Origin of the sequence: Mucilaginibacter sp. 22184 (genome assembly GCF_052045695.1) — a bacterium.
In the GTDB taxonomy this organism is placed as follows: Bacteria; Bacteroidota; Bacteroidia; order Sphingobacteriales; family Sphingobacteriaceae; genus Mucilaginibacter.
This window is the reverse complement of record NZ_JBQEPI010000002.1, coordinates 128562-153331: the sequence shown is the minus strand read 5'-3', so window position 1 is coordinate 153331 and position 24770 is coordinate 128562. Positions and strand designations below refer to the sequence as shown.

The 24770-nt window shown below is 41.8% G+C and carries 16 protein-coding genes; 11 read left to right on the top strand and 5 right to left on the bottom strand.

Annotated features, from left to right (window positions below; genetic code table 11):
• Positions 1-20: 20 nt before the first annotated feature.
• On the bottom strand, positions 21-893 hold the full coding sequence (locus tag ACTJKG_RS05865) for a nucleoside phosphorylase (RefSeq protein ID WP_172333242.1): 873 nt from the start codon (positions 891-893) through the stop codon (positions 21-23).
• Positions 894-1148: 255 nt separating this feature from the next.
• Here ACTJKG_RS05865 and ACTJKG_RS05860 point away from each other — a divergent pair, with 255 nt between their 5' ends.
• The 11 genes from ACTJKG_RS05860 (at position 1149) to ACTJKG_RS05810 (ending at position 20417) form a co-directional block, all read left to right on the top strand.
• Positions 1149-2240: a phosphatidylinositol-specific phospholipase C1-like protein gene (locus ACTJKG_RS05860; RefSeq protein ID WP_440738610.1), complete on the top strand. Its 1092-nt coding sequence runs from the start codon at positions 1149-1151 to the stop codon at positions 2238-2240.
• 122 nt (positions 2241-2362) lie between these two features.
• Positions 2363-2974 carry a GDSL-type esterase/lipase family protein gene (locus tag ACTJKG_RS05855; RefSeq protein ID WP_440738609.1) on the top strand — a complete coding sequence of 204 codons (612 nt, stop codon included), beginning with the start codon at positions 2363-2365 and terminating at the stop codon, positions 2972-2974.
• 32 nt (positions 2975-3006) lie between these two features.
• Entirely contained in the window at positions 3007-3735 is a 729-nt protein-coding gene (locus ACTJKG_RS05850; protein WP_440738608.1) for an esterase family protein, read from the top strand.
• Positions 3736-3924: 189 nt separating this feature from the next.
• Positions 3925-4464 (top strand): RNA polymerase sigma-70 factor, encoded by a 540-nt coding sequence (locus ACTJKG_RS05845; protein WP_172333246.1) that lies wholly within the window; start codon positions 3925-3927, stop codon positions 4462-4464.
• An 87-nt stretch (positions 4465-4551) separates the two neighbouring features.
• Entirely contained in the window at positions 4552-5625 is a 1074-nt protein-coding gene (locus ACTJKG_RS05840; protein ID WP_440738607.1) for a FecR family protein, read from the top strand.
• Between the two features lie 298 nt (positions 5626-5923).
• Positions 5924-9196: a TonB-dependent receptor gene (locus ACTJKG_RS05835; RefSeq protein ID WP_440738606.1), complete on the top strand. Its 3273-nt coding sequence runs from the start codon at positions 5924-5926 to the stop codon at positions 9194-9196.
• 4 nt (positions 9197-9200) lie between these two features.
• Positions 9201-10685: a RagB/SusD family nutrient uptake outer membrane protein gene (locus ACTJKG_RS05830; protein ID WP_172333249.1), complete on the top strand. Its 1485-nt coding sequence runs from the start codon at positions 9201-9203 to the stop codon at positions 10683-10685.
• A 136-nt stretch (positions 10686-10821) separates the two neighbouring features.
• A complete protein-coding gene (locus ACTJKG_RS05825; RefSeq protein WP_172333250.1) occupies positions 10822-13023 on the top strand; it encodes an alpha-N-acetylglucosaminidase in 2202 nt (733 codons plus the stop codon).
• A gap of 3 nt (positions 13024-13026) precedes the next feature.
• Positions 13027-15972, top strand: coding sequence for a beta-galactosidase (locus ACTJKG_RS05820; RefSeq protein WP_440738605.1), 2946 nt, complete (start codon positions 13027-13029; stop codon positions 15970-15972).
• A gap of 15 nt (positions 15973-15987) precedes the next feature.
• Positions 15988-17115 carry an acyltransferase family protein gene (locus tag ACTJKG_RS05815; RefSeq protein WP_440738604.1) on the top strand — a complete coding sequence of 376 codons (1128 nt, stop codon included), beginning with the start codon at positions 15988-15990 and terminating at the stop codon, positions 17113-17115.
• Between the two features lie 17 nt (positions 17116-17132).
• Positions 17133-20417 (top strand): GH92 family glycosyl hydrolase, encoded by a 3285-nt coding sequence (locus ACTJKG_RS05810; RefSeq protein WP_440738603.1) that lies wholly within the window; start codon positions 17133-17135, stop codon positions 20415-20417.
• A 5-nt stretch (positions 20418-20422) separates the two neighbouring features.
• Here the strand turns inward: ACTJKG_RS05810 and ACTJKG_RS05805 are convergent, their stop codons facing one another.
• From ACTJKG_RS05805 to ACTJKG_RS05790, 4 genes are read right to left on the bottom strand one after another with little or no spacing between them, the layout of a single operon-like run.
• Positions 20423-20944: a hypothetical protein gene (locus tag ACTJKG_RS05805; RefSeq protein WP_440738602.1), complete on the bottom strand. Its 522-nt coding sequence runs from the start codon at positions 20942-20944 to the stop codon at positions 20423-20425.
• Positions 20937-22211 carry a phthiocerol/phthiodiolone dimycocerosyl transferase family protein gene (locus ACTJKG_RS05800; protein ID WP_440738601.1) on the bottom strand — a complete coding sequence of 425 codons (1275 nt, stop codon included), beginning with the start codon at positions 22209-22211 and terminating at the stop codon, positions 20937-20939. Before ACTJKG_RS05800 ends, ACTJKG_RS05805 begins: the two co-directional genes overlap by 8 nt.
• Entirely contained in the window at positions 22208-23488 is a 1281-nt protein-coding gene (locus ACTJKG_RS05795; RefSeq protein WP_440738600.1) for a condensation domain-containing protein, read from the bottom strand. Before ACTJKG_RS05795 ends, ACTJKG_RS05800 begins: the two co-directional genes overlap by 4 nt.
• Entirely contained in the window at positions 23485-24768 is a 1284-nt protein-coding gene (locus ACTJKG_RS05790; protein ID WP_440738599.1) for a condensation domain-containing protein, read from the bottom strand. The genes ACTJKG_RS05795 and ACTJKG_RS05790 overlap by 4 nt, the downstream gene beginning before the upstream one ends.
• Between the last annotated feature and the right edge of the window lie 2 nt (positions 24769-24770).

The following is a 24770-nucleotide window of genomic DNA, read 5'->3' as shown; positions in this document are numbered from 1 at the left end:
TTTCAGTAAACGATTTAGATTTACCCGCTGATGGTATCTAATATTAACGCTATAAAATTATCCATTGTGGTAAGCGGATCATTACTGAATTTATTTGTAGAACGGTTTGCAAGAATAACATTACAGGAAAGTGCCTGATGTCCTAAACAGGCTGCAAGACCATATATTCCTGCGGTTTCCATTTCCAGATTAGTAATTTGTGAGCCGTTGGAGCTTTTGAAAGATGAAAGCCTGGATAGAAGGTTAGGAGTAGATGATGTTGCACGCACCTGCCGGCCCTGCGGGGAATAAAACCCTGGAGCGGTAAGGGTTATTCCATGTGGAGCTATATTGCCGAGCAGGTCGAGCAATTTTTTTCCAGCAGGTGCATAATAGGGTTTAAGATTGAAGTGAGAGGTAATCACCTCATGGAATTCTTTTAAAAGTTGCTCATCGTTATTATTTAGTTGGTGTTCATAAAAATGCATAAGGGAATCTAAACCAAAAGCCCCGGACGATACCAAAAGGCTATCGATGGGGATATCTGCTTGTAAGGCACCGGAAGTACCGATGCGAATAATATCGATACTGCGAAACTGAGGGTGGAATAGGCGAGTGCTAAGATCGATATTTACCAGGGCATCCAGTTCATTTAGCACAATATCTATATTATCAGTGCCTATGCCTGTGGAAATAACCGTAAGTCGCTTGTTGCCAATCCAGCCTGTATGGGTTATAAACTCACGTTTGCCTTTTTTTAATTCAATATGATCAAAAAAACTACTAACCCGGGGCACTCTGTCCGGATCACCAACCAGGATAATGGTGTCACTTATATCTTCGGGAAGTAGGTTTAAATGATAAATACTGCCATCACTATTTAAAATTAGATCGGTTTCTGAAATTCTTTCCACGTGGTTTATTATTGGTTGATATAAAATTAATCAAATAAAATCAATGGGTTTTGAAATACCGGATGTTGCGATGTAATTATCCTTATTGAATAGACTTTATATTGTAATTTCAACAATTATCATTTTTAATGAACAGTTAACTTCAATTAAACATTTGAGGGGCAATTTTGACACAATTTTTAATTTTGATTACAACACCACAATAAAAGTGGATAGTTGTAAATTGCTAAACTAAGTAACAACTCTATAATAAACATGAAAACCCTTTTAAGCGTATTCCTGATACTGATTTTACCTCTGCGCCAGTGGAGTGATGGTGATGATAATGTGCCTATGAATAAAATACAGGTAATAGGGTCGCACAATAGTTATAAGGAAGCTATATATCCTACTTTGTTTAAAGCTTTTAAGCAACAGAATCCTGAAGCAGCCGATAAGATCGATTATGAACATATTGGTTTATCGGATCAATTGGATATGGGATTGTTGAATTTAGAGATCGATATTTATGCAGACTCAAAAGGTGGTAAATATGCGCATCCTAAGGGTTTAGATTGGGTTAAAGATCAACCATCTTTTGACCCTAACGGTGAGATGAAACAACCGGGCTTTAAGGTATTTCACATTATTGATCTCGATTTTCGCAGCCATTGCTTAACGTTTAAAGATGGATTAAAGCAATTAAAAACATGGTCTGATGCGCACCCTGATCACAACCCAATTTTTATTACTTTGGAGCCCAAGGATGAAACGCCGAAAGACCCCAATCGTACAGTTCCTGAAAAATTTACAGAACAAACCCTTGATGATTTAGATAAAGATATCAGGGATGGTTTAGGTAACAGCCTGATTACTCCGGATATGGTTAGGGGTAAGTATGCAACGCTTGAAGCCGCGGTATTACATCGTAACTGGCCAACATTAAAAGCGGCCCGGGGCAAGTTCATATTTATAATGGATAACACCAAGGAGGATAGAACTCTGTATATTCAAGGCCATCCATCACTAAAAGGCAGAGTTTTATTTACCAATACAGATCCCGGTAATCCGGAGGCTGCTATGATGATCAGAAACAACCCCAATGATCCCGAAATTAAGGAGCTGGTTAAAAAAGGTTATATCATCCGCACTCGTGCCGATTCTGATACGGAACAGGCCCGTGCAAACGATAAAAGCAATTTTATTGCAGCATGTAATTCAGGAGCGCAAATCATCACTACCGATTATTATCTAAAAAGTACGCATTTTAGATCTGATTATGTGGTGAATTTTGACGAGGGTAATAGATATTTTCGTTTAAACCCTGCATTCAATAGCAGCAGGCAAAACAACGGAACCGGAAAATAAGACTGGCTTGTAATAGGTTTCTGATCTGATCAAAGACAGTAAATACAAAGTAACAACGCGGTACATCTTGGCATTTAGCTGTAATTTTATACTTTTATCCCTATATTATTATAGCTAAGTGTATGTATTGGTATGAAGATGAGGTTAAGGGGCTTGAGAAAGAAAGGGTAAAACTAACCCATGAGCCGTCGACGTTGTTTTATGGAAGTTCATCTATAAGGTTATGGGATACTTTATTTGACGATTTTAAATCCTTTAATCCAATTAATTTAGGTTTTGGAGGTTCAACACTTGCTGCCTGCTCCTGGTTCTTTGATCGCATTGTTGCGCCTTACGATGCCAAATCCATAGTAATTTATGCGGGGGATAATGATTTAGGTGATGGAAGGCATCCGGAAGAAATATTTATTTTTTTTGAACAACTTGCCAATCAAATAGCACAAAGATTTGGGACTATACCCTGTTATTATGTATCCATTAAACCTAGCATAGCCCGCTGGGATCTGATTAATTCGCTCAGATACACCAATAATATTATTGAAAATGACATCATCAAACGTGATGATAACTGGAAATTTATCAATATATATCATAAAATGTTAAATAAAGATGGGTATCCTGATAAAGAATATTTTCAGTCAGACGGACTCCATCTAAGTAAAAAGGGCTATGCTTTATGGAAACAAGCAATTTATGCCAGGCTTTCGGAGAATTTTCATGCAGAATTAATATAAATATCACACCATAGAGGCATCTTGCATAAGGTATGGACAGAGAATACACGCAATGGTATAGCCCCGTTCTTCAAAAAAATATGGAGATGCTGATATTTGGCTATGGCGGAGCTTCTGTTTTGTTTTTTCCAGCAAGAATGGGGCGGTTTTATGATTATGAGAACTGGCGAGTGATCGAAGCGCTGCGTCATAAAATTGAGAGTGGATATATTCAGGTTTATTGTGTCGATAGTTTCGATACCGAAAGTTTTTATAGTTCTGGCTTTCACCCCTCGATGAAAATATCACGGCATATTCAATACGAAGAATATATCCTCGGGGAGGTTATGCCATACATGGATGTTAAAAACCCTAACTCCTTTAAAATCGCAGCAGGATGTAGTTTGGGCGCTTATCATGCGGTAAACATTGCGTTAAGGCATCCCGGAGTATTTAATAAGGTTGTTGGCATGAGTGGGAGATATGATTTGGCCAGCAAGATAGGTCATTATGAAGACCTGTTAGAGGGGTATTGGGATGAGAATGTATATTTTAACATGCCTTTACAATATATTCCCAATTTAACGGATGCAGATAAGCTTGAAATATTAAGACAACTGTACATTGTTCTGGCTGTTGGTAAAGAAGATGTATTATTAGAGAATAACCAAATCTTAAGTAATCTGCTAACAAGTAAAGGTATTAGCAATTCCTTGTACATATGGGATAACGAAGCACATCAGGCTCGTGCATGGCGACAAATGGTAGCCAACTATTTATGATGCGCCTAAATTTAGCTGAGCATACCAACCCACATGCGTGTTACCTAATTATTATAAAATGATGGATTATATTTTGCTTGATGTATAAATATGCCAATATAGTCCATTATTATGTTATAATAAATTTACACTTTTGCTTGTAAAAGCATTTCTCAATTAATTAAGCCCCTATTAAAAATGTCGTCTGTTGTGGATACACAGGAACATATTCGTCGTATTCAGATTCATGGAGACGAGACTGCATTTAGTGAGCTGTACACACTGAATGAATCCAGGCTTAATAAATTTGCTTATTCGATTCTTGGCGATCGGGAAGTTGCACAGGAAATTGTAAATGATGCATTTTTGAAAATATGGATAGGTCGTCAAGATCTGGATACTATCCGGAATGTGCAGGTGTATCTGTATGTATTAATAAAAAATGCCTGTCTGAATCACCTGCGCAACACATCTACAAAAAAAATAAAAGAACTTCAGCTTGTTGAAACCTATTATTTTCGATTATCAGTTGATCCTTCTCATTTATTGATCAGCAAGGAATTGGAGGCCCGGGTTTTAAATGCTGTTAATCAATTACCGCCGCGCTGCAAACTTATATTTAAAATGGTTAAGGAGGACGATTTGTCCTGCAATGAAGTTGCCGATATTCTTGGCCTTTCCAATAAAACTGTTTTTGCGCAATTGGCCATCGCCCTTAAAAAGTTAGATGACGCGCTTAGGGGTAAATAATATTCTAAAATGTCTTCTTCAATTTTTTTTTATTTCTTTTAGGAAAAACCTAAGAGTTGTGTGTCCTTACGGGGTATACTAATTATTATGGGCAAATCCAGGTTTATTGAGTTAATGGCTAAAAGCATGGGCAAAACCGCCACTGCTAAAGAATTAGCCGAACTTAACACATTTCTTGAACAATTTCCGGAGTCTAAAAAACTGCACCAGGTAACTGATGCTTTAAAAGGCAACACAAAGCAAGCCGACGCAACAAAACAGAAAGATATCAGCACTAAACTTGAAGAGCTCTGGTATAAAATAAAAAACACCGAGGAAAACTCCGGCACTCTTAAAAACAAAGTAAGATTCCTGTTTTATTGGCGGTGGGCAGCAGCGGCTGTAGTTGTGCTAGGTATCGTAAGTGGTTTATGGTATACCCGGAACACTAACCGAACAGATGAGGCTGCAAAACTGGTTGAACATGAGGCACGCGTTCCCTATGGCAAAACTCAAAAGTTAATAATGCCCGACGGTACTAAGGTTATGCTGAATGCAGGAAGCACGCTGGTTTATCCCGAAACCTTCTCAAAAAATACCAGGGAAGTGAGCCTGACTGGAGAGGCCTTTTTTGAAGTAACCCATAATGCTAAACGGCCATTTTTTGTACATACCAATAAACTAACTATAAAAGTACTGGGAACAGTATTTAATGTTAAAGCCTATAATAACGACAAAAACATCGAGACCACATTGCTCAAGGGTAAAGTACAGGTTGAACTGAAAAATAACCTCGAGAAGAATATAGTACTGTTACCCAACGAAAAGCTATTGGTAGCTAATCAACCACAAACTAATTCACAGCGTTCTGGTGATCTCAGGGAAGCCAAAATAGAATACCAGGTAATTACATTGCCCATTGTAAAGGTCGATGAGATCAAAGAAACCGCGTGGCTTGATAACCGGATATTATTTACTAATGAGCTGTTTGAAGATGTTGCTAAACAGATAGAACGAAAATATAATGTACAGATTGTGTTTGAAAGCCAGGTACTTAAAGCAGAACAAATAAGTGGTCTGTTGGATAAAGAATCATTACAGGATGCTCTTAGGATCATTGAAATAACAACCCCATTCAATTACCGCATGGATGGGAAGATGGTTTACTTGTCAAAAAAATAAAAACAAAATCAATTTAACTAACCCCTAAAACTAACGCGTATGACATTGAAAAATTACTTATCAGATTCCTGACATCTCCAAATAACAAGGGAAGAGCTGGCACTCCTCCCTGTAAAAACAAATAGGACTTATTAACAAGAGTAAGGTATTGTAACACAGTGCTTACTCTATCCATTTAATTTTCAAAACAAATGTAATGAAAAAAACAAGAAGGGTATTTCCGCTTCAGGGGGCTCCCGTATGTCTAAAAGTTATTTTGCTGATGAAAGCAGTTTTCCTCCTAATTCTGGTTACATGCATGCAAGTTTCGGCAACAGTGTATTCTCAACAAAAGTTTACACTCAGCGTAAAGCAAACCGATGTGAGCAATATTTTAACCAAGATTCAAAAACAAAGTGATTATCGTTTCTTTTACAACTACTCGGCCATCAAAAAATTGGGCAAGGTTGATCTGGATGTAAAAGATGCCACGATAGATCAGATATTGAACAGCCTTATTGATAGTAAACTTTCCTACAAAATGGCGGATGATCATGTGATTATCATATCCAACCAGGAAGATGCCAATCGTCAGGCTATTATTAAAGGTAAAGTAGTTGATAAAACAGGCGAGCCTTTAATTGGTGTAAGCATTAAGTTGCAAGGAACAAATATTGGTGTAACATCAGATGTGAATGGCAATTTCAGTATCAACGCGCCCGACGATGGTACGCTGGAGCTAACTTATATCGGCTTTGCCAAAAAAATAGTACCCATTGCCGGCAACAAAAGCTTAACTATTACTATGGATGCTTTGCCATCAGCCCTAAATGAGGTGGTTGTGGTTGGATATGGTACCAGTAAAAAAGTAGACCTTACAGGTTCAGTAGCCAATGTTAAGGGTAGTGATATTCAAAATTTGCCGGTAGCTTCGGCAGCACAGGCTTTGGATGGCCGTGCCAGCGGTGTAAACATTGTAAGCAACAATGGTTCACCGGGAGCAGCCCCAAGTATTCGTATTCGCGGTACTGGTACTATCAATGACGCCAATCCATTAATTGTAATTGATGGTGTACCTACATTTGACCCTAATGCATTTAGCGATCTTAACCCCAATGATATTGCCAGCGTTGACGTTTTGAAAGATGCATCTTCAAGCGCTATTTATGGTACCAGGGCGGCAAACGGGGTGGTGATGGTAACTACTAAAAAAGGTACTTATAACCAGAAACTAAGCACTACAGTTAATTTTTATAACGGCTTTTCAAAATCGGTTAAGTACCTGGACCTACTCACAGCCCCTGATTTGTATAAACTGAAAAGAGAACGTTATACCAATGATGGTGTTGCTATTGACGCGCCATGGAATGATAGTTATTATGCCACCCAAAGAACCGACTGGCAACGCGCTATTATGGGAACAGGCCATGTAAGCAGCGGCGATATCAATATAAATGGTGGTAATGAGGTATCAAACTATTACTTCTCAACCTCTATTTACGATGAAAGGGGGATCATTGACAAAAGCGACTTTAAGCGTTACAGCGTAAGGATCAATTCTGAGCATAAACTGAAACCATGGTTAAAAGTGGGCGAAAACATACAGTTAACTTATACTGATAATAACGGGTATGATACTTACAGCTCACAAACAGGTTTGGTTTTCTCGGCACTTCGCTTTAATCCGGCTATACCATTGGTAAATCCTGACGGCAGCTTTGGAACATCAAGAAATTTTGCCAATCAATTGGGCGATATCAATAGCCCGTATGCAACCATTCAGGAAACGGACGCCTATAAACGCAAATACCGGACATTAGCAAACGCTTTTGCCGAAGTGCAGTTTATCAAAGATCTGAAATTGCGTGTCAACTATGCCTTTGATGGCGATATAGGCCGTCAGTATGAGTTTGATATTAAGGATATTAACCAGGCACGACCTACCAACAGTTCTTCACTAAAGCAATCTGAAACAGACGAATATTCCCAATTGCTGGAAGCTTTTCTTACGTATGATAAAGTCTTCGGAAAAAGTCACCTAACGGTTACGGGCGGTTATTCGTACCAAAAGTTTAATACCAATAACGGCTTTACCGCGCAAAGGATTGGGTTTGATGATACTTCACCCGATCAGCGGTACCTTTACCTGGGTCAAGATCAGTTTGCTACAGCTTTGCCACCCGATCAATCGTCATTGCAATCGGCTTTTGGAAGGGCTTTTTATAACTACGATGACAGGTTTCTAGCTACCGCGACATTCCGTGCTGACGGCTCATCAAGATTCGGACCTACCAATCACTGGGGTTATTTTCCGGCTTTTTCACTGGGCTGGCGCTTATCACAGGAGGAGTTTATCAAAAATATCAGCTGGATCAGTAACCTGAAACTAACCGGAGGCTATGGCCGCTTGGGTAACCAAAGTGTCGATACGTTTCAGTACCTAAGTTTAATACAGGTTAACAATACCTATGGCAACGGCGGCTATGCCTTTGGCGGAACAAGCGCCAGCGGAGGAGCCGTTACCCGGATAGCCAATCCCGACATACATTGGGAGGTTACCGCCATGACCAATGTAAGTTTGGAAGCGGGCTTTTTAAACAATAAGCTTAACACCACCATTACTTATTTTAATAAAAATACCAGCGACATGCTTTACTCTCCGCCTACGGTAGGGACTTTTGGCCTTGTTAATATTCCGAGCCAAAATGTTGGTTCCATGAATAACAAGGGTATTGAGGTTGAAGCAAATTATCAGGGCGGTAACAAATTAAAGTTTAGTGTTGGTGCTAACGCATCATTTATTAAAAACAAGGTTACCCATCTTGATGGCGAGGGTTCATATATTGGATCGGTTCTTTACGGACGCTCTAATCAGGAGATCTCCAGAACTTACCAAGGTCAGCCGATCGCGTCTTTCTATGGTTGGAAAACCAATGGCTTATACCAGACTCAGGCCGATATCGACAATGATCCGGCCCTGAAAAACGACCCGCGTAAAGGAAATATTAAACCAGGCGACGTACGTTTCCGGGATCTGGACGGCAATGGGCTGATTGATGGTAACGACCGTACCAACCTGGGCAATCCAAATCCAAATGTAACAGCAGGTTTGCAGGGAAGCTTATCGTACAAAGGGTTTGATCTGTCGGCAAATTTTACGGGTGTTTTTGGTGTTAGTTTATACAATGCCGATAGGATGCAGGGTATTGACCCAACCTATCCGTTTAATATGTACGCATCAACGTTGGGTCGCTGGACCGGACCGGGTACCAGCAATACTATCCCCCGCATGTCTTTAGATCGTGCAAATGATAACTATCGTACATCTGATCTGTTTGTTGAGAGTGGTAACTATTTTTCGCTTAAAAATGTAACCCTCGGTTACACACTGCCAGCAGAATGGAGCAAAAAGGCAACCTTTAGCAGTATAAAGTTATATGCATCGGGTCAAAATGTATTTATCATCACCAAATACTCCGGTTATACGCCTGAGTTGGGTTACAACAATGGTGGTAACCTGCAAAGAGGGGTTGATGTGGCCCAGTATCCGGCAGTACGCACAATAACATTTGGTATAACCGCAAAACTATAACCTCATGAAAGCAAAAAACATATTATATATAGCAACAGCGGCACTGTTATTTACAAGCAGCTGTAAAAAAGCACTTGACCTGAATCAGAAAGGTGCTTACAATAGCGATAATTATTTCCAGAACGAAGCACAGGCGGTTAGCGCTATAACCGGTATATACAGTTTACTGGAGGGAGAAGATTATATAGCCCATGCCGAAACTACTTTTGATGTGGCCTCTGATGATTACTGGCGCTCAGGTGACCACAGTGAGGACGAAGCTATAGAGAATTTAACATACGATGCCTCCAATGCGCAGGTTAACTATAGCTGGAAATGGAAGTATGAAACAGTCAACCGATCTACCAATTGTATCATCAATATCCCTAAGATCGCCAATATAACCCCTGCCATCAAAACACGCAGCATGGGCGAAGCATATTTTTTCAGGGCTTTTGGTTACTGGCGTTTGATGGTAATTTATGGCGATGTACCCATTATTACCGAGGATGACTACACCAAACAAAACTTCAATGTGCCTAAATCGCCTATTGAGGATGTACGCAAACAAATTGAATCAGATCTGAAACTCGCTATTGCCAATTTGCCCGAAAGCTACGGCCCGGCCGATCGCGGTCGTGTAAACAAGGGCACAGCGCTTGGTCTGTTAACCAAATTGTATATGTACTGGGAAAAATTCCCGGAAGCTATAGCAACCGGGCAACAAGTGGTAAGCAATCCTAACTATGCGTTAGCTGCTAATTACCAGTCGAATTTTACCCGTGCCAATGAACTTCCTGCCAATAACACAGAATTATTATTGTCCATACAAGCCATTCAAAATGTAATACAAAACGACTTTACCGTGTATTACATTCCTCGTCCATGGGGCGGCTACGGCTTTAGTCAGCCATTACAAGGACTGGCCGATGAGTTTGAAGCCAATGACCCACGTAAGCAAGCAACGCTTTTAGGGGTTGGTGACCAAATTGATATTGGTGATGGTAAAGGGTTGACTACATTTACGTCAGATCTTTCTGCCACTGGTTATGTTTTCCGTAAATACGCGGTATTTAACAGTGCAACGGCAGGTGGTGGTGTTGATCACTCTTTTGCCGTACCATTAATGCGTTCTGCAGATATTTACCTGTTGGTTGCCGAAGCCTTGATCCGTACGCAAGGAGCAGGGGCAGGGGATGCCCTGATCAACCAGGTGAGGCATCGCGCATCGCCTTTGCTAAAACCGGTATCAGGCGCGGGCATGAAAGAACTGATCCATGAGCGTCGTGTGGAACTTGCCGGCGAAGGCGAGCGTCACCAGGACCTGATGCGTTGGGATAAAGACAAAATAGTTGATATTGCCGCTATCTACAATTTATCGATATCTAAAGCTCCAATCGATCAAAATAAGAATGTAATTTTTGTTAGGCCGAAACATTACTACTACCCAATTCCTCAGGTTGAAATTGACAAGAGTAAAGGTGTTTTGAAACAAAATCCTAATTTCTAAAAGATGATAGTATAAATTGCCGGTAATCAGGATAAGGAGTCTCCCGCAGGATTTTTTATTTTGGTTGCCGGCATTTTATAAAACACATCTACGTTATTCTCGTATCATCACGATTATTATTCAATAAAATTATTAAATGAGAAAGTATTTACTTGTACTCGTTGTTATGGCATCTGCCTTTAAGGTTAGTGCCCAGGTTGATCAAAAGGCACTGTATGCCTTTATAGAACGGGTTATTCCCGGCAAAAGCAGTTCCTTTATTATCGAGGCTATTCCACAGCAAAATGGTAAAAATGTTTTTGAACTTGACAACAAGGATGGTAAAATAGTTTTACGGGGTGATAATGGCTTGTCCGTAGCCTCGGCATTAAACTACTATCTTAAAACTTATTGTTTTAGTGATATCGGGTGGAATGGTACCAACCTGAATTTACCGGCGACACTGCCTGTAGTAAAGGGACTGGTACAGAAAGCCACGCCATATCAATATCGCTATTATTTAAATTATTGTACCTACAATTATTCCATGGCCTGGTGGGATTGGGCCCGCTGGCAAAAAGAAATTGATTGGATGGCCCTAAACGGCATCAATCTGCCATTGGCCATTACCGGCGAAGAAGCCGTTTGGCAAAACGTATACAAAAGCATGGGCTTTACCGATAAACAACTGGATGAGTTTTTTAGCGGTCCTGCTTATTTTGCCTGGTTTTGGATGGGTAACATTGATGCCTGGGGTGGTCCGCTGCCACAGCATTGGATGGACTCCCACAAAGAGCTGCAAAAGAAAATATTGGAGCGTGAACGTTCCTTTGGTATGAAACCTGTACTGTCTTCATTTACAGGACACGTTCCGCCATCCTTTAAAGAAAAATTCCCCGATGCAAAGGTTAAAAAAACCAACTGGGATGCCGGTTTTCCGGATGTTTATATACTCGACCCCGACGATCCGATGTTTGAAACCATCGGTAAAAAATATATAGAGGCGCAAACCAAAGAGTTTGGTACAGATCACCTGTACTCTGCCGATACTTTTAATGAAAACGTGCCGCCAACAAATGATTCTACTTACTTGGATGGCATGAGTAAAAAGGTTTTTAATTCCATGGCCGCAGCTGATCCCAAAGCAATTTGGGTGATGCAAGGCTGGATGTTCCACTATAACAACAAATTCTGGCAGCCCCAGCAGATCAAGGCGCTGCTAAACGCGGTACCTAACGAACAAATGATCGTTTTGGATCTGTATAGCGACGCACATCCGGTTTGGAACCGTACCGAAGCATATTACGGCAAACCATGGATCTGGAGCATGCTGCAAAACTTTGGCGGCAATATCAGTCTGTTTGGTCGTATGCGCCATGTGGCGGCCGATCCGGCGATAGCCCTGCATGATCCCGAATCAAAAAATATGCGGGGCATAGGCATTACTCCCGAAGGTATCGAGCAAAACCCAGCGCTGTTTGCCCTGATGTTGGAAAATGTTTGGACTGATACCCCGATTGATGCGGATAAATGGTTGACTAACTACGCGCAAAGACGTTATGGCCAAAGCAACACACAGGTAAATGAAGCCTGGCAAATATTATTAAATACCGTGTATTCCGGGGGCCTAACAGAAGGTGGCCCGGAATCTATTATCGTGGCCCGGCCTACCTTTAAGAAAACTATCGATAGGGTACTAACCAAACTGGACTATGACCCTGCGCAACTGGTTAAAGCCTGGGGGCTGTTCATCAACGCTTCGGACAGTCTAAAACAAAGCGATGGCTTTCAATATGATCTGGTTGATATTACGCGACAAGTGCTGGCCAACTATGCAAGTCCGCTGCAACAGCAAATGGTAAAGGCATACCATACGGGGGATAAGGCACAATTTAAGTTATACAGCAGCCAGTTTTTACAACTCATGGATGATATGGATGCGCTGTTGAGTACCCGTAAAGATTTCCTGTTGGGTAAATGGATAGCTGAAGCCAGAGCTAACGGCATCACCGAAAAAGAAAAGAACCTGTATGAGTTTAACGCCCGCGATCTGGTTACACTTTGGGGCGATAAAGAAAGTGGCTTGCGAGAATATTCCAACCGTCAATGGGCTGGATTGATCAACGGATATTATAAACAGCGTTGGGTTCTGTTTTTTGACCAGTTAAATAAATCACTGGCTTCGGGCAGTAAATTTGATGAGCTTGCTTTTGACAAGCAGGTAAAAGACTGGGAATGGCAATGGGTAAACAAACACGATAATGCATATCCAAATACTATCAGCGGTAATTCTGTAGAAAAAGCCAAGCAATTATTTAAGAAATATAGCCCTATAATTCAGCAAGCTTATCAACGGTAAATAATGAACAAACGTTTTTATACCGCGCTTTTGGTTGTTGCAATGCTGGCTGGAAGCAATCGGGGTTACAGCCAGGCTATAAATGATCATATATTTCCTGCGCAGGAAACAGCTAAGCCCTTCATCAATTTTGATAGTAAAGGGTTTTTAATAAATGGAAAACGTACTTTCCTGGCATCGGCAGGCTTAGAATACGCGCGTATTCCACGGCAGCTATGGTATGATAGATTGTTACGATTAAAGAGGGCCGGCTTTAATTGCGTGGAAGTATACACGATATGGAATTTTCATGAACCACTGGAAGGTAAATTCAATTTCGCAGGCGATCATGACCTGAACGCATTTTTAACTACGGTTAAGAGCCTGGGTATGTATGCCATAGTTAGGGTAGGGCCCTACTATTGCGCCGAGTGGGATCTGGGCGGCTATCCATTATGGTTGAAATTTAAACCAGGCCTCCGTGTGCGGGAAGATAACCCGGAGTTTGAGAAATACGTTGACCGTTTCTTTGATAAGTTATTACCCATCGTTTTTAACCAGCAGATCAACAAAGGCGGCCCGGTAATTTTAGTGCAGCTGGAGAATGAGCATAATAATGGATGGGGAACGGTAACACCAGATAATTATTTTAAACATCTGCAAAGCAAGGCACTAAGTTTAGGTTTACAAGTGCCGTATTTTTTTAGCGGCCTGCACCATGCCAGTGACCCTGCAGGCGATGGTACATTGGATGACCCAAAACGACCTAATCCATGGTTTTCAACCGAGTTTTGGAGTGTATGGTACTCTCAATATGGCGCTAAGCCAACAGATTCGGCAGTGTATGCCCGTCGCACCTGGAAAATAATAGCGCACGGTGGTGGTGGATACAACTATTACATGGCTCATGGCGGCTCGAATTTTGGTTATACCAATAATGATGAAGATGCAGCATCCTATGATTACGGTTCGGCAGTTGGGCAGACTGGCGATATCCGGCCTATTTATTACGGTTTTAAGCGCGCCGCTTTTTTTGCCCGTAGTTTCCAGGATATATTAGAGAATGGCACCGATGCTACTGCCGCTTATAAAGATATTGCAACAGACGGCAGTTTAAAAGTTACCGCAAGATCGGCCGATATTGGTGATCTGGTCTTTTTAGATAATCAAGGTAAGAAGGCACTCAAAGCAGTTGTTAAAGTTGATAATGACATACCTGTAGCCACTCTAATGCTGGCTCCGGGTGAGATATATCCTTTGGTGCACAATTACATCATCAATAACCAGATAACGCTTAATTGGGCGTTTACACGTATATATGGGCTGGTAAAGCAAGGTAATACCACAACCATCTTGGCCGAAACCGAAAAAGGCAGTCCTGTAGCGCTTTATTTTAAGGCGGGAGGAAAAGCGATCGTACCTAAAGGAACAACCGGATTTAAAGTAAGCGATGGTAATATCGATCTGTTAACTACTCAGTCAGACAAACCAGGCGAATATTCATTTGAAGTAGGTGGGCAGCGTGTTCGTATTTTAACCATGGATGCCAAAACAATGGATAAAACCTGGATAGTAGAGCAGGCGGGTTCAAATGCTATTATCAGCGGTGTATCTTACCTGGCCGATGTTAAACTGAAAAATGGTCAGTTACAAGCCACTGCCGAATATCTTTTAACAGGTAAAAAAGATGGGCAGATCTGGTTATATCAAAATAATATTTCATCTCTTTTAAAATCTGTATATCAGCATGATATAAAATATAATTCAAACATAAGTTTATCTCCATGGCAAAACAAAGATGGGGCTGTTTATGCGGCGCCAGCTTATAATGATACCAACTGGTTTAGTTCCGCCGATCCTCAACAAATGGGCGCTGATGGCAACCTGACTGCCGATGCCTGGTATCGTAGCTCGGTGGATGTACCGACATCAGGAAGGTATACCATGCAGGTTGATGGTGGAGATAGGGCTACAGCTTTTGTTGATGGCAGGAAGACTGTTCAATGGAAAGTTAGGGACGGCGAGGTGACATTTGATCTGGAAAAAGGCAAACACACACTGGCTGTATTTACTGCGCACGATGGTCGCGATAAGCTGGCTGCATACATCGGTTCGATAACTGATGTGGATAAGAAAGGCTTATCGGGTCAGGTTCAGCTCAAACAGGGTGGACCGTTTATATCTACTATCGGCAATTGGTATTTTACCAAAGCCGAAAAAGCTGCTGATGTAAAAAACAACATCCCGGTTTTTGACACTATCAGCTGGAAAAAATATAAAATTGGTGATGATGTATTTAACAAGCAGGAGGGCTTTGGCTGGTTTCAAACTACTATCCCGGTTCAGGCAGGCAATCCTAATAAGCTTACCATCAATTTCAGAAGTGTGGACGAAGACGCCACAGTATTTATCAACGGTAAGCAGGTAGCACAACATAAAGGCTGGAACTCGCCATTTGCTGTGGAAATTAATGATACCGCTACGCTTAAAAAGCCGATCATGCTTACACTATTCATCGAAAACTACTCCAACGAAGGCGGTATTGATCGGCCTGTAAAAATAAACAGCATAGGTGATGCTATGATCATCAATAATTGGAAAATGTTTGGGGGGCCGGGCAATCCGGATGCTGTTGATGGCTGGAATAAACCAGTGCTTAAAACCTCATTCGCAGGTCCACAGTTTTTCCGGTCACAATTTACTGTGCCGCAACCAAAAGGTAAACATTTGATATGGCGGGTTTATACCGATGGCTTGAGTTATGGTTCTGTTTGGGTGAATGGCCATAACCTGGGCCGTTACCCCGAAAAGGTGGGCAATATTGGCATGTACATACCCGAATGCTGGTTAAAAGCTGGCATCAATCAAGTGGTAATTTATGACGAAAATGGTAACCGGCCAGATAAGGTAAGCATCAGATCAGAGAAAGAGGCCGGTAGGGTAACTTATATACTTCAGGGAAAATTATAATAAAATTAAAAAGATATGGCTTTAGCAAAAGACAGGTTTATAACGCTCGATATTTTCAGGGGCATGACCATATGCTTCATGATCATTGTAAATGCTCCCGGTTCTGGCGCGGTTCAATGGGCGCCGCTGGATCATGCAGCATGGTTTGGTTTTACACCAACAGACCTTGTTTTTCCGTCTTTTTTGTTCGCAGTGGGCAACGCCTTAAGTTTTTCTAAAAATAAGTTTGAAAGTAACAGCGCTTTTCTGCGTAAAATAGGCAAACGTACGCTCATCATATTCTTGTTGGGTTACCTGATGTACTGGTTTCCCTTTTTTCACCGCGAAGCCGGTGGCTGGGCATTTAATCCGCTGGGCAATACCCGTATTATGGGGGTGTTACAGCGTATCGCGCTTTGCTACTTTTTTGGCTCGCTTATCGTGCACTATTGTTCAAAGCGTACGGCTGCTATTATCTCTGTTTTACTTTTATTGGGATACTGGGTGTTTTTGCTGCTGCTCGGCGAACCCGGAAAAGAGCTGACCATGTTAGGCAATGCGGGCACACGTTTGGATATATTAATTATGGGCAACGCGCATTTATACCATGATAAAGGCGGCCCCATAGCTTTTGACCCGGAAGGGTTGCTGAGCACTTTACCTGCCATTGTAAATGTAATAGCAGGTTACCTGGCAGGGGCATACGTACAACGCAAGGGACGTAACTATGAATCGGTAGCAAAGCTAATAATAGCCGGGGTTTGCCTCATTGGGATAGCCTTGTTCTGGGCTCAGTTTTTTCCGCTGGCTAAAAAGTTATGGACAAGCACATTTACCTTGCTTACCACCGGTATCGACCTGGTGATTATTGGTGTATTGATCTACGCCATCGAACTAAAGAATATCAAGCGGGGTACCAACTTTTTCCTGGTTTTTGGCCGGAATTCGCTGGCGATATACCTGTTGTCGGAATTGCTATTTACCGTTATTTCAACTGTTTGGGTGAAGCCAAACCTCAGCTTTTATGATTGGGTGAACCAGGTATTTTATCAGCCGCTTTTTCCGGGTGCATTTGGTACGCTGGTTTTTGCCCTATGTTATATGATGCTTTGCTGGCTGGTAGGCTATGTGATGGATAAAAGAAAGATCTATATCAAAATATAAGTTTACGTATGTTTAAAATGCCCCTCGTAGCAAAAAAGATCGCTGGACTGCTGTTGCTATCGCTTGTTTTAATTTCCAATACAAAAGCACAAAACAAGTCTAATTTATCATATGTAAACCCTTTCATCGGCACTACCAAAAGTGGTGTACTTACCCATTGGGGAGGTGATGGCGGTACTTATCCCGGTGCAGTTGCGCCATCAGGATTTATACAGATCAGTCCGGAAACACGGGTTAGCGGAGCAAGAGGGTATAACTATGCCGATTCATCCATTTATTATTTCAGCTGTTTAGGCCACCGTAGTGGTTTTCCCGAAGGTTCGGCGGGGCGTTTATTTATCATGCCTGTTATAGAGGGGCGGAGTTTTGAATCTGGCGTATATAAAAGCCGCTTTTTACATCGCGACGAGATCGCACAGCCGGGATACTACCGGGTGAAATTCACTGATAATAATATCATAACCGAAGCAAGTACATCTACCCGTACAGGGATACTACAGTTTACATTTCCTGCCAAAACAAAAGCGCAGATTTTTATTGGGAATGCAGGGGATATAAACGTTGTTTCAGGCGAGGTGATACATGGCTCAGCATCGAATACAGTGATCAATTTTAGTGAAGGCTTTAGTGAAAAGAGGCAAGTAAAAGATGGTTACTTATTTACCTTTAAAACAACAGCCTCAACAAAAGTTATTGAGTTAAAGCTGAGCACATCAACAGTGGACTTCGCGAGTGCTCAACACAATATCGATAAAGAAATAGCTCAACTCAGTTTTAAAGCCTTTGCTTCACGCACAGCCAGCGATTGGAGTAAACAATTATCTACTGTTGATATTACAGATAGCAACGAAAACAATAAGACCATATTTTATACAGCCCTTTACCATTCGCTACTGATTCCCTGGGTAATTTCTGATGTGGATGGGAATTATAGGGGTGAGGACGGTGTTGTTCACCATGCTTCGGGTAAGTATCAATACGGCGGGTTTTCTCCATGGGATACCTTCCGGTCGCTGCACCCTTTGTTGAGTTTATTGTATCCCGAAAAGCAGAAGGACGTCATCTTGTCCATGCTGGATATTTATAAGCAAACCGGCCATTTACCCACCGAAAGCATGACCGGTAACCACGCGATCCCCATTATTGTAGACGCCTATTTAAAAGGCATCACCGACTTTGATAAAACACTGGCTTATAAAGCCATGAAAAGCAATATCGTCGATTCGCCTTTTGTGCAGAAGGATATGAGCATATATCACCGTTTAGGTTATGTGCCGTATACCAATTCAGAATCGGTTACGCGTACGGTAGAGTACGCTTATGACGACTGGGCTTTATCCCGGTACGCCAAGCTGGTCATGAACAACGAGGCAGATTATCAACTCTTACAACGCAGGGGGCTTAATTATCAGAACCTGTTTCATCCTGATGATTTGTTTATGTTACCCCGGGCTGGAAATGATTTTAAGGTGAACCCGGGCATGTCTGGCTACAAAGAGGGCGACAAGTGGGTGTACTCATACTTTGTACCTCACAATGCCAAGGACCTGGTTAACCTGATGGGCGGTAATAATGCCTTTGCCAATCGTTTAGATTCTGCTTTAAGGAATGATGTAATATTGTTTGATAATGAAACGGTTATACATGTTCCTTATCTGTTTAATGCAGCTGGCAGGCCCGATCTTACACAAGCCTGGTGCCGGGATATTATGCTGAAACGTTATCAAAATAATCCGCAAGGGTTGCCGGGGAATGATGACCTTGGAGCGATGTCGAGCGCTTATATATTTAATGCATTGGGGATATTTCCCATGAGTCCGGGCAAACCGGAATATGCTATTGGCGCGCCCTTGTTTCAATCGGTAACCCTGCATTTGGCAAATCATAAAACATGGACAATTGAGGCTAAAAAACAATCGGCTGGCAACAAATATGTAAACTCATTAATTGTTAATGGTAAGGCATATGAACAATTGGTTTTGCCTCACGAGACCATTGCAGGTGGCGGAGCAATGCAGTTTACCATGAGCGATAAGGTGCAAAAATGGCCTGTCGATAAAAATCCCATCATATTATCGGAGACTAAAACGGCATCGGATATAAAAATTATCAGCTATAACTTGCAAAAAACAAGAGTCGAACCGAATGAGCAGTTATGGTTGCGGTTTACAGTGCAAAACAGGGGCTCGGCCGGTACTAAGAATATCAGGATATATGCTGATGGAAAGGTTGTCGCCAGCAAAAATTATCTTGTTCCAGAGGGAAGCACCGTCACTGATTCTATCGGCTGTAGATTATACAGGTTTGGAAAAACAAGAGTGAGCTTGAATGAGGCAGGCGATAATATTGTTGATATTATTGAGCCAGGACAACCGGTACAACATCCTTTTGAAATATCCGGGATCGAGACTAAGCCCTTGATACATCGCGACAGCTTGCAGCAGATCGGTTACACCATTAAAAATCTGACTGGTAGGGATCAATCATTTTCTATCCCTGTAAAGTTGAACGACTCTCTTTTATATACTGATCATCTGCAGCTTGCTCCGGGAGAAAGTAAGATTCAGAATTATCATTTTGAAGATAAAGTAAAAGGAATTAAAGTATTGACTATTAATAATTTATCATCTATATATAAAGTATTTAGTGATGATGTAGGTTCTCTGCTGCTTGATCTTTCACCTGTTGCAAAAGATAATGATCGGCTTATTGCAGATCATTCAGGATTTAAGAACAACGCGCGCATTATTCGCTCCAACTCTCTGGAAATTGGAAAAGGAAAAAGGTTATTGCTGGGCGATGGTTGCTTTGTAGAAGTGCCTAATGCACCGAGCCTGGATAAGCTTGGGCAAACTATTACCATGATGACCTGGGTTTATCCCGAAGGAAAAGAAACTGGGCTTACGGATATGCTTACCAAAGGCGATACCCATGTTTTACAAATGAATAATAACGAAACACTTACCTTTTTTGCCGGTGGCTGGGGGCGTGGTGATTGTACAGTAAAACTGCCTGCAAACTGGAAACAAAACTGGCACCACATAGCCGGTGTTTGCAATGGCAATGTGCTGTTTGTTTACATGGATGGTAAATTGGCCGGCACGTCAACGGTGGAAGTGCCAGTGAACTTATCTGTGTCTAATAAGTGGCAGATAGGGCGCAACGAAGAATTTCCGTCAGAACGGGTATTTCATGGTTATATGGATGGCATCAAAGTTTTTGCCCAACCGCTTTCAGCTACCGAAATTCAGGAGATTTTTAACAAGGAACAAAGCCTTTATAAAGATCAGCCCGGAAATTGAACCCGCTAGGCAGATACCGGAACCTCAACCTGTTTGGACATATGTTTTCTTAATTTCCTGATGGGGAAATAAGTAAAGATGATAGAATAGGCAGCCGCCAGCGAACCATCCAGGTAGGCCATTATTGGTCCGTTGAATTTATAGTGCGCGGGTAGGCTTACTTGCGCTATTAACATCACCGCTAAAACAAGTAGAAAAGTACCCACACCATTGATGATGGCCGTTTGCATGGCAAATCTGTTTTTATTCAGATCGTCACTAATAGTCAAATCAAGCGCCCCTTGTTCAACGGCCAGTATCGTTTTTTTGAGGATGTCCAGACTAAGGATAAAGGGTAAAAACAACGACATGGGCAGCGTAAGCCTCGCTATGCTTTGTTGGCCTTCAAACAGATAGGTATAGCCTAATTTGGCAAAGCTGGCGTAAGCAATAATGGTATTAAAAAAAATATTAGGAATGATGTATTGCAGCAGTTTCTTTTGTACAAACCGTCGTAAGGTAGTTTTTTGTATTGGTTTTTCAGGCATGCGTTAATTGCTGTAAGTTGGCAAATAATAGTTCCATTGCGGCATCTTTTATTTTCAATGCTTCGGTCTCCTCCAGGAAATTATCATTCGACATGAAAGAGAAATCCATCCTGTTTTTAAAGGTGGTTGTTACCAGTGTATTAGGATTGCGCCATGGAAAGGCTACCGTTGGGCTATAAATCGTTTCTACTTCAAAATTCTGGTATTTATCGGCAATAGACAACCTGCCCATGTTTGATAGTGTAACGTCGTGCGATCCATCCGTTGCCTTTAAAAACCTGATCATCCTGTTTACCGTTTTATGCATGTATTCGCCCATCCATAACATTTCATAGGCGTTCATGGTTTCAATTTTGGCAGTCAGATCAGTTTTTATTTTACGAGCCTGTTCCCAAAAATCCATATTGGGATTTTTTTTATCAATAGTCAACTCCACAATAGGCGCAAAGGCAAACATCGTATCCGCTTTTATCTCGGGTATAAAACGCCTGATATCTACCGGGCTGATCACCTTACCGCGGGCCTTAGCACCTCTTACTTTTTGAAATGCCTTGAGAAAAGCCACACATAAAGCCGCATGCATTGATGTACCTGCATTTTTAGTAGCTTCGGCTATGGCAAGAGTTTGTTCTTCATCCACTTTCCAATGTATGGCGTAGTTTCTGCCGGTTCCAAATTTGTTACGGGTACTTTTAAGCAGAAAAAATAATCGGCCTAAAAACGAATAGATCCTGCCTTTGCGTTTGTTTTTAGTTATATCAAAGTTATCGGGCATTAATTCCTGTACCGAATTGAATGGTGTATAGGTATCCAATTCCTGTGCCGGGTTATCCAGCAGGTTTAATATCTCGCTAAGCAGAGCTACGCAAGTGCCTCCGTCGCAAACACAATGGGGCATCACCAGTAAAAGCTCTGATACAGCGGCCGATCTTATCCATACCACACGCGCCAGCGGTACATTGTCGCCGTCAAATAACTTATACCATTCTGTTTCCGATTCCTTTAGCCAATCGTTGTCGGTAAGACGCTCAGCTATACGTACCGGGATCGATCGTACATATTCATTGGTAACAAAATAGGGGCCGCCTTCCTGTTCTTCGTCTATACCTACCCTTAGTAACGGATGTTTTTGCTGAACCTTTGCCAGGGCGGTATGCAGATTCTCGGGATTGATGCTCCCGGCTATTTTAACGGCAAACACACAATTAAGCGGCGTAGAAGCATCTACGTGCATAATTCTTTCCACCATCATTAGTTTTCTTTTCATGCTACGGCTACCGCTATATGATTAATCTGTTCTTTGATCATGGCTATCATTTTATCTTTTATAGCCAGGGCATCTTCGTAAGGAACAAAGCCCTCGCTGGCAATAAATGAAAAATCCATTTGGCCGCGGTAAGTAGAGGTTACCATGGTGGTTGTGTTACCCAATGGACCGATCACCGCCGGACTAAATATAGTTTCCAGTTCAAACGAGCGGTATTGATGCGGGATATCAACCTTACCAAGGTTAGAAAACATACAATCGTTAGTTGATTTTCCGTTTTTTAGCAGGTTGGTAAAATTATCCATCGCAGAGTGTGCCGATTCCATCATCATCATCGTAGCATAAGGATCAAGTTTGGCTGACTTTTGATCAACATCTTTCTGCATGGCCTTAATATTATCTAAAAAACTCAAACCAGCATGAGCCGAAACCACGATCATCAAACCGAACGCGAATATCTGGTCTTTCTTGATCTCGGGAGCGAATCTGCGGATATCAACCGGGCATGATACCTTGTTATGCGCCTGATCTTTCCGCACCTGCTTAAAGGCTTCCAGTAATACGCCACATAACATGGTATTTACCGTAATGCCTGCCGATTTACAATAAACTATCAGCTCTTTGCTGATCGCTTCATCAAATTTCCAATGTATGAGATAATCCCTTTTCCTGTCGATGCCGTTTTTTTTCACTGGTATCAGCTTCAGCGCTACAGCGGCAAGGCCACCAATGAATTTAGCCTTTAATTGTTTGGTTTTGTTATTTAAAATAGCCGATGGAATAATATCTTCTACACCTTTTATCGGGTCTTCTTTGCCGATATCTGCAGCCGGATCATCCAAAATCTGCAGCAATTCGGCTAATATGCTCATGGCCGAGCCACCATCGCATAAACAATGGTGAATGGTAATGATCATGTCAGATACGGTTTCATCCTTTATCCATACTACACGTAAAAGCGGACCTTTGGCAGTATCAAATGGCGTAAGCAATTCCCTCATTGATTCTGCCTGCCAATCGTTATCACTTAAGCGGTTCTCAATTCTTACCGGAATCTTAACTGGTTTGGTTTCATCAATAATAAACCAGGGGCGCTGCTTACTATCATTTTGCACAAAGGCATTCAGCCAGGGATGTTTTTCCTGTACTTTTCCTAAAGCGAAATGTATGTCGGCCTCTGCAAAAACGCCGCGCAGCCTGAATGGTATAACACCATTGAAAGGCAGCGTACCGTCGCCATGTAACATTCTTTCGCCAAATAGTAGTTTTCTTCTCATGCCACACTAAGTTCTTCCGTTGTTCCGGTTAATGTCGAAATTGTTTCCATCATTTTATCTTTAATAGCTATCGCGTCCTGGTAAGTGAGGCTTCCTTCATTACTGATGAACGAAAAATCCATCTCTCCGCTATAAGTGGTTGTGGTAAACGCTGTAGCGTGCCCTTCAGGGACCATAACCGATGGGCTAAATATGGTTTCCACCTCAAATTGTTTATAATGCTGCTGAATGTCCAGCTTACCCAGGTTAGAAAACATGCAATCTTTATTGGCTTTCTGATTACGTAAAAACTTGACTATTTTACGTAAAGATCCGTGGGCTGCCTCTAACAGCATAATGAGCTTATACGGATCAAGCTTGGTCATTTTGTGCTCGATATCTTTTTGCATAGCCCGTGCGTTGCTGAAAAAATCAAGACCCGGAAAAGCTGTTACCAGTATCATTAAAGGAAAGGCAAAGAGGTTGTTCTTTTTTATCTGCGGGTTAAAATTGCGGATATCAACCGGGCACATGATCTTGTTAAGCGCTTTTTTGGGCAGAACCTGTTTAAAGGAATCTAAGAGAATAGCGCACATGATAGTGTTTACCTTGATGTTTTCGGCTTTGCAGCAGGCCAACAGGGCCGAGCTAAGCTCTTTATCAAGCCGCCAATGGATCAGGAAATCTCTTTTTTTCTCTACCGGTTTATCCTTAGCTGGTATGAGTGATAAGGCTATGGAAGCCATACCAAACAGCAATTTGGCCATAAACTGGTGGATCTTATTATTCAGCATCGCCGGCGGAACAATATCTCCAATATCGGCGATGGGGACTTCGACAGCTATGCGGGCATCAGGATCATCCAGGAATTGTAAAAACTCTTCGAGCATAACCAATGCCGAACGGCCATCAAAAAGACAATGATGCATCACCAGCAAAAATTCTGAAACCGGTTCGCCTTTGATCCATACCAGGCGCATCAGCGGTTCCTGGTAGCTGTTAAAAGGTACCGACCACTCTTTTACCGATTCTGTTTGCCAATCATCACTGTCTATACGTTCCATAATACGTAGTGGGATATTAACCGGGTGTTCGTCATCAACTACAAACCAGGGCTCTCCATTCTTATCATTTTTCACCACCGCATTCAGCATGGCGTGTGTTTTTTGCAGACTTGCCAGCGCAAGCCGGATGTCTGTTTCTGAAAAATTACCGCGTACTCGTACCGGTAAAAGCGCGTTAAATACGTAGTTCCCATCTCCATGCATAACGCGTTCAATCAAAAGTAATTTTCTTCTCATAG

What these genes read in the sequence shown, in the direction of transcription:
- ACTJKG_RS05795 (WP_440738600.1), bottom strand. Translation starts at nt 23,488, where the DNA reads ATGAGAAGAAAACTACTATTTGGCGAAAGAATGTTACATGGCGACGGT.
- ACTJKG_RS05835 (WP_440738606.1), top strand. Translation starts at nt 5,924, where the DNA reads ATGCAAGTTTCGGCAACAGTGTATTCTCAACAAAAGTTTACACTCAGC.
- ACTJKG_RS05810 (WP_440738603.1), top strand. Translation starts at nt 17,133, where the DNA reads ATGCCCCTCGTAGCAAAAAAGATCGCTGGACTGCTGTTGCTATCGCTT.
- ACTJKG_RS05805 (WP_440738602.1), bottom strand. Translation starts at nt 20,944, where the DNA reads ATGCCTGAAAAACCAATACAAAAAACTACCTTACGACGGTTTGTACAA.
- ACTJKG_RS05790 (WP_440738599.1), bottom strand. Translation starts at nt 24,768, where the DNA reads ATGAGAAGAAAATTACTTTTGATTGAACGCGTTATGCATGGAGATGGG.
- ACTJKG_RS05820 (WP_440738605.1), top strand. Translation starts at nt 13,027, where the DNA reads ATGAACAAACGTTTTTATACCGCGCTTTTGGTTGTTGCAATGCTGGCT.
- ACTJKG_RS05830 (WP_172333249.1), top strand. Translation starts at nt 9,201, where the DNA reads ATGAAAGCAAAAAACATATTATATATAGCAACAGCGGCACTGTTATTT.
- ACTJKG_RS05855 (WP_440738609.1), top strand. Translation starts at nt 2,363, where the DNA reads ATGTATTGGTATGAAGATGAGGTTAAGGGGCTTGAGAAAGAAAGGGTA.
- ACTJKG_RS05860 (WP_440738610.1), top strand. Translation starts at nt 1,149, where the DNA reads ATGAAAACCCTTTTAAGCGTATTCCTGATACTGATTTTACCTCTGCGC.
- ACTJKG_RS05825 (WP_172333250.1), top strand. Translation starts at nt 10,822, where the DNA reads ATGAGAAAGTATTTACTTGTACTCGTTGTTATGGCATCTGCCTTTAAG.
- ACTJKG_RS05850 (WP_440738608.1), top strand. Translation starts at nt 3,007, where the DNA reads ATGGACAGAGAATACACGCAATGGTATAGCCCCGTTCTTCAAAAAAAT.
- ACTJKG_RS05815 (WP_440738604.1), top strand. Translation starts at nt 15,988, where the DNA reads ATGGCTTTAGCAAAAGACAGGTTTATAACGCTCGATATTTTCAGGGGC.
- ACTJKG_RS05800 (WP_440738601.1), bottom strand. Translation starts at nt 22,211, where the DNA reads ATGAAAAGAAAACTAATGATGGTGGAAAGAATTATGCACGTAGATGCT.
- ACTJKG_RS05840 (WP_440738607.1), top strand. Translation starts at nt 4,552, where the DNA reads ATGGGCAAATCCAGGTTTATTGAGTTAATGGCTAAAAGCATGGGCAAA.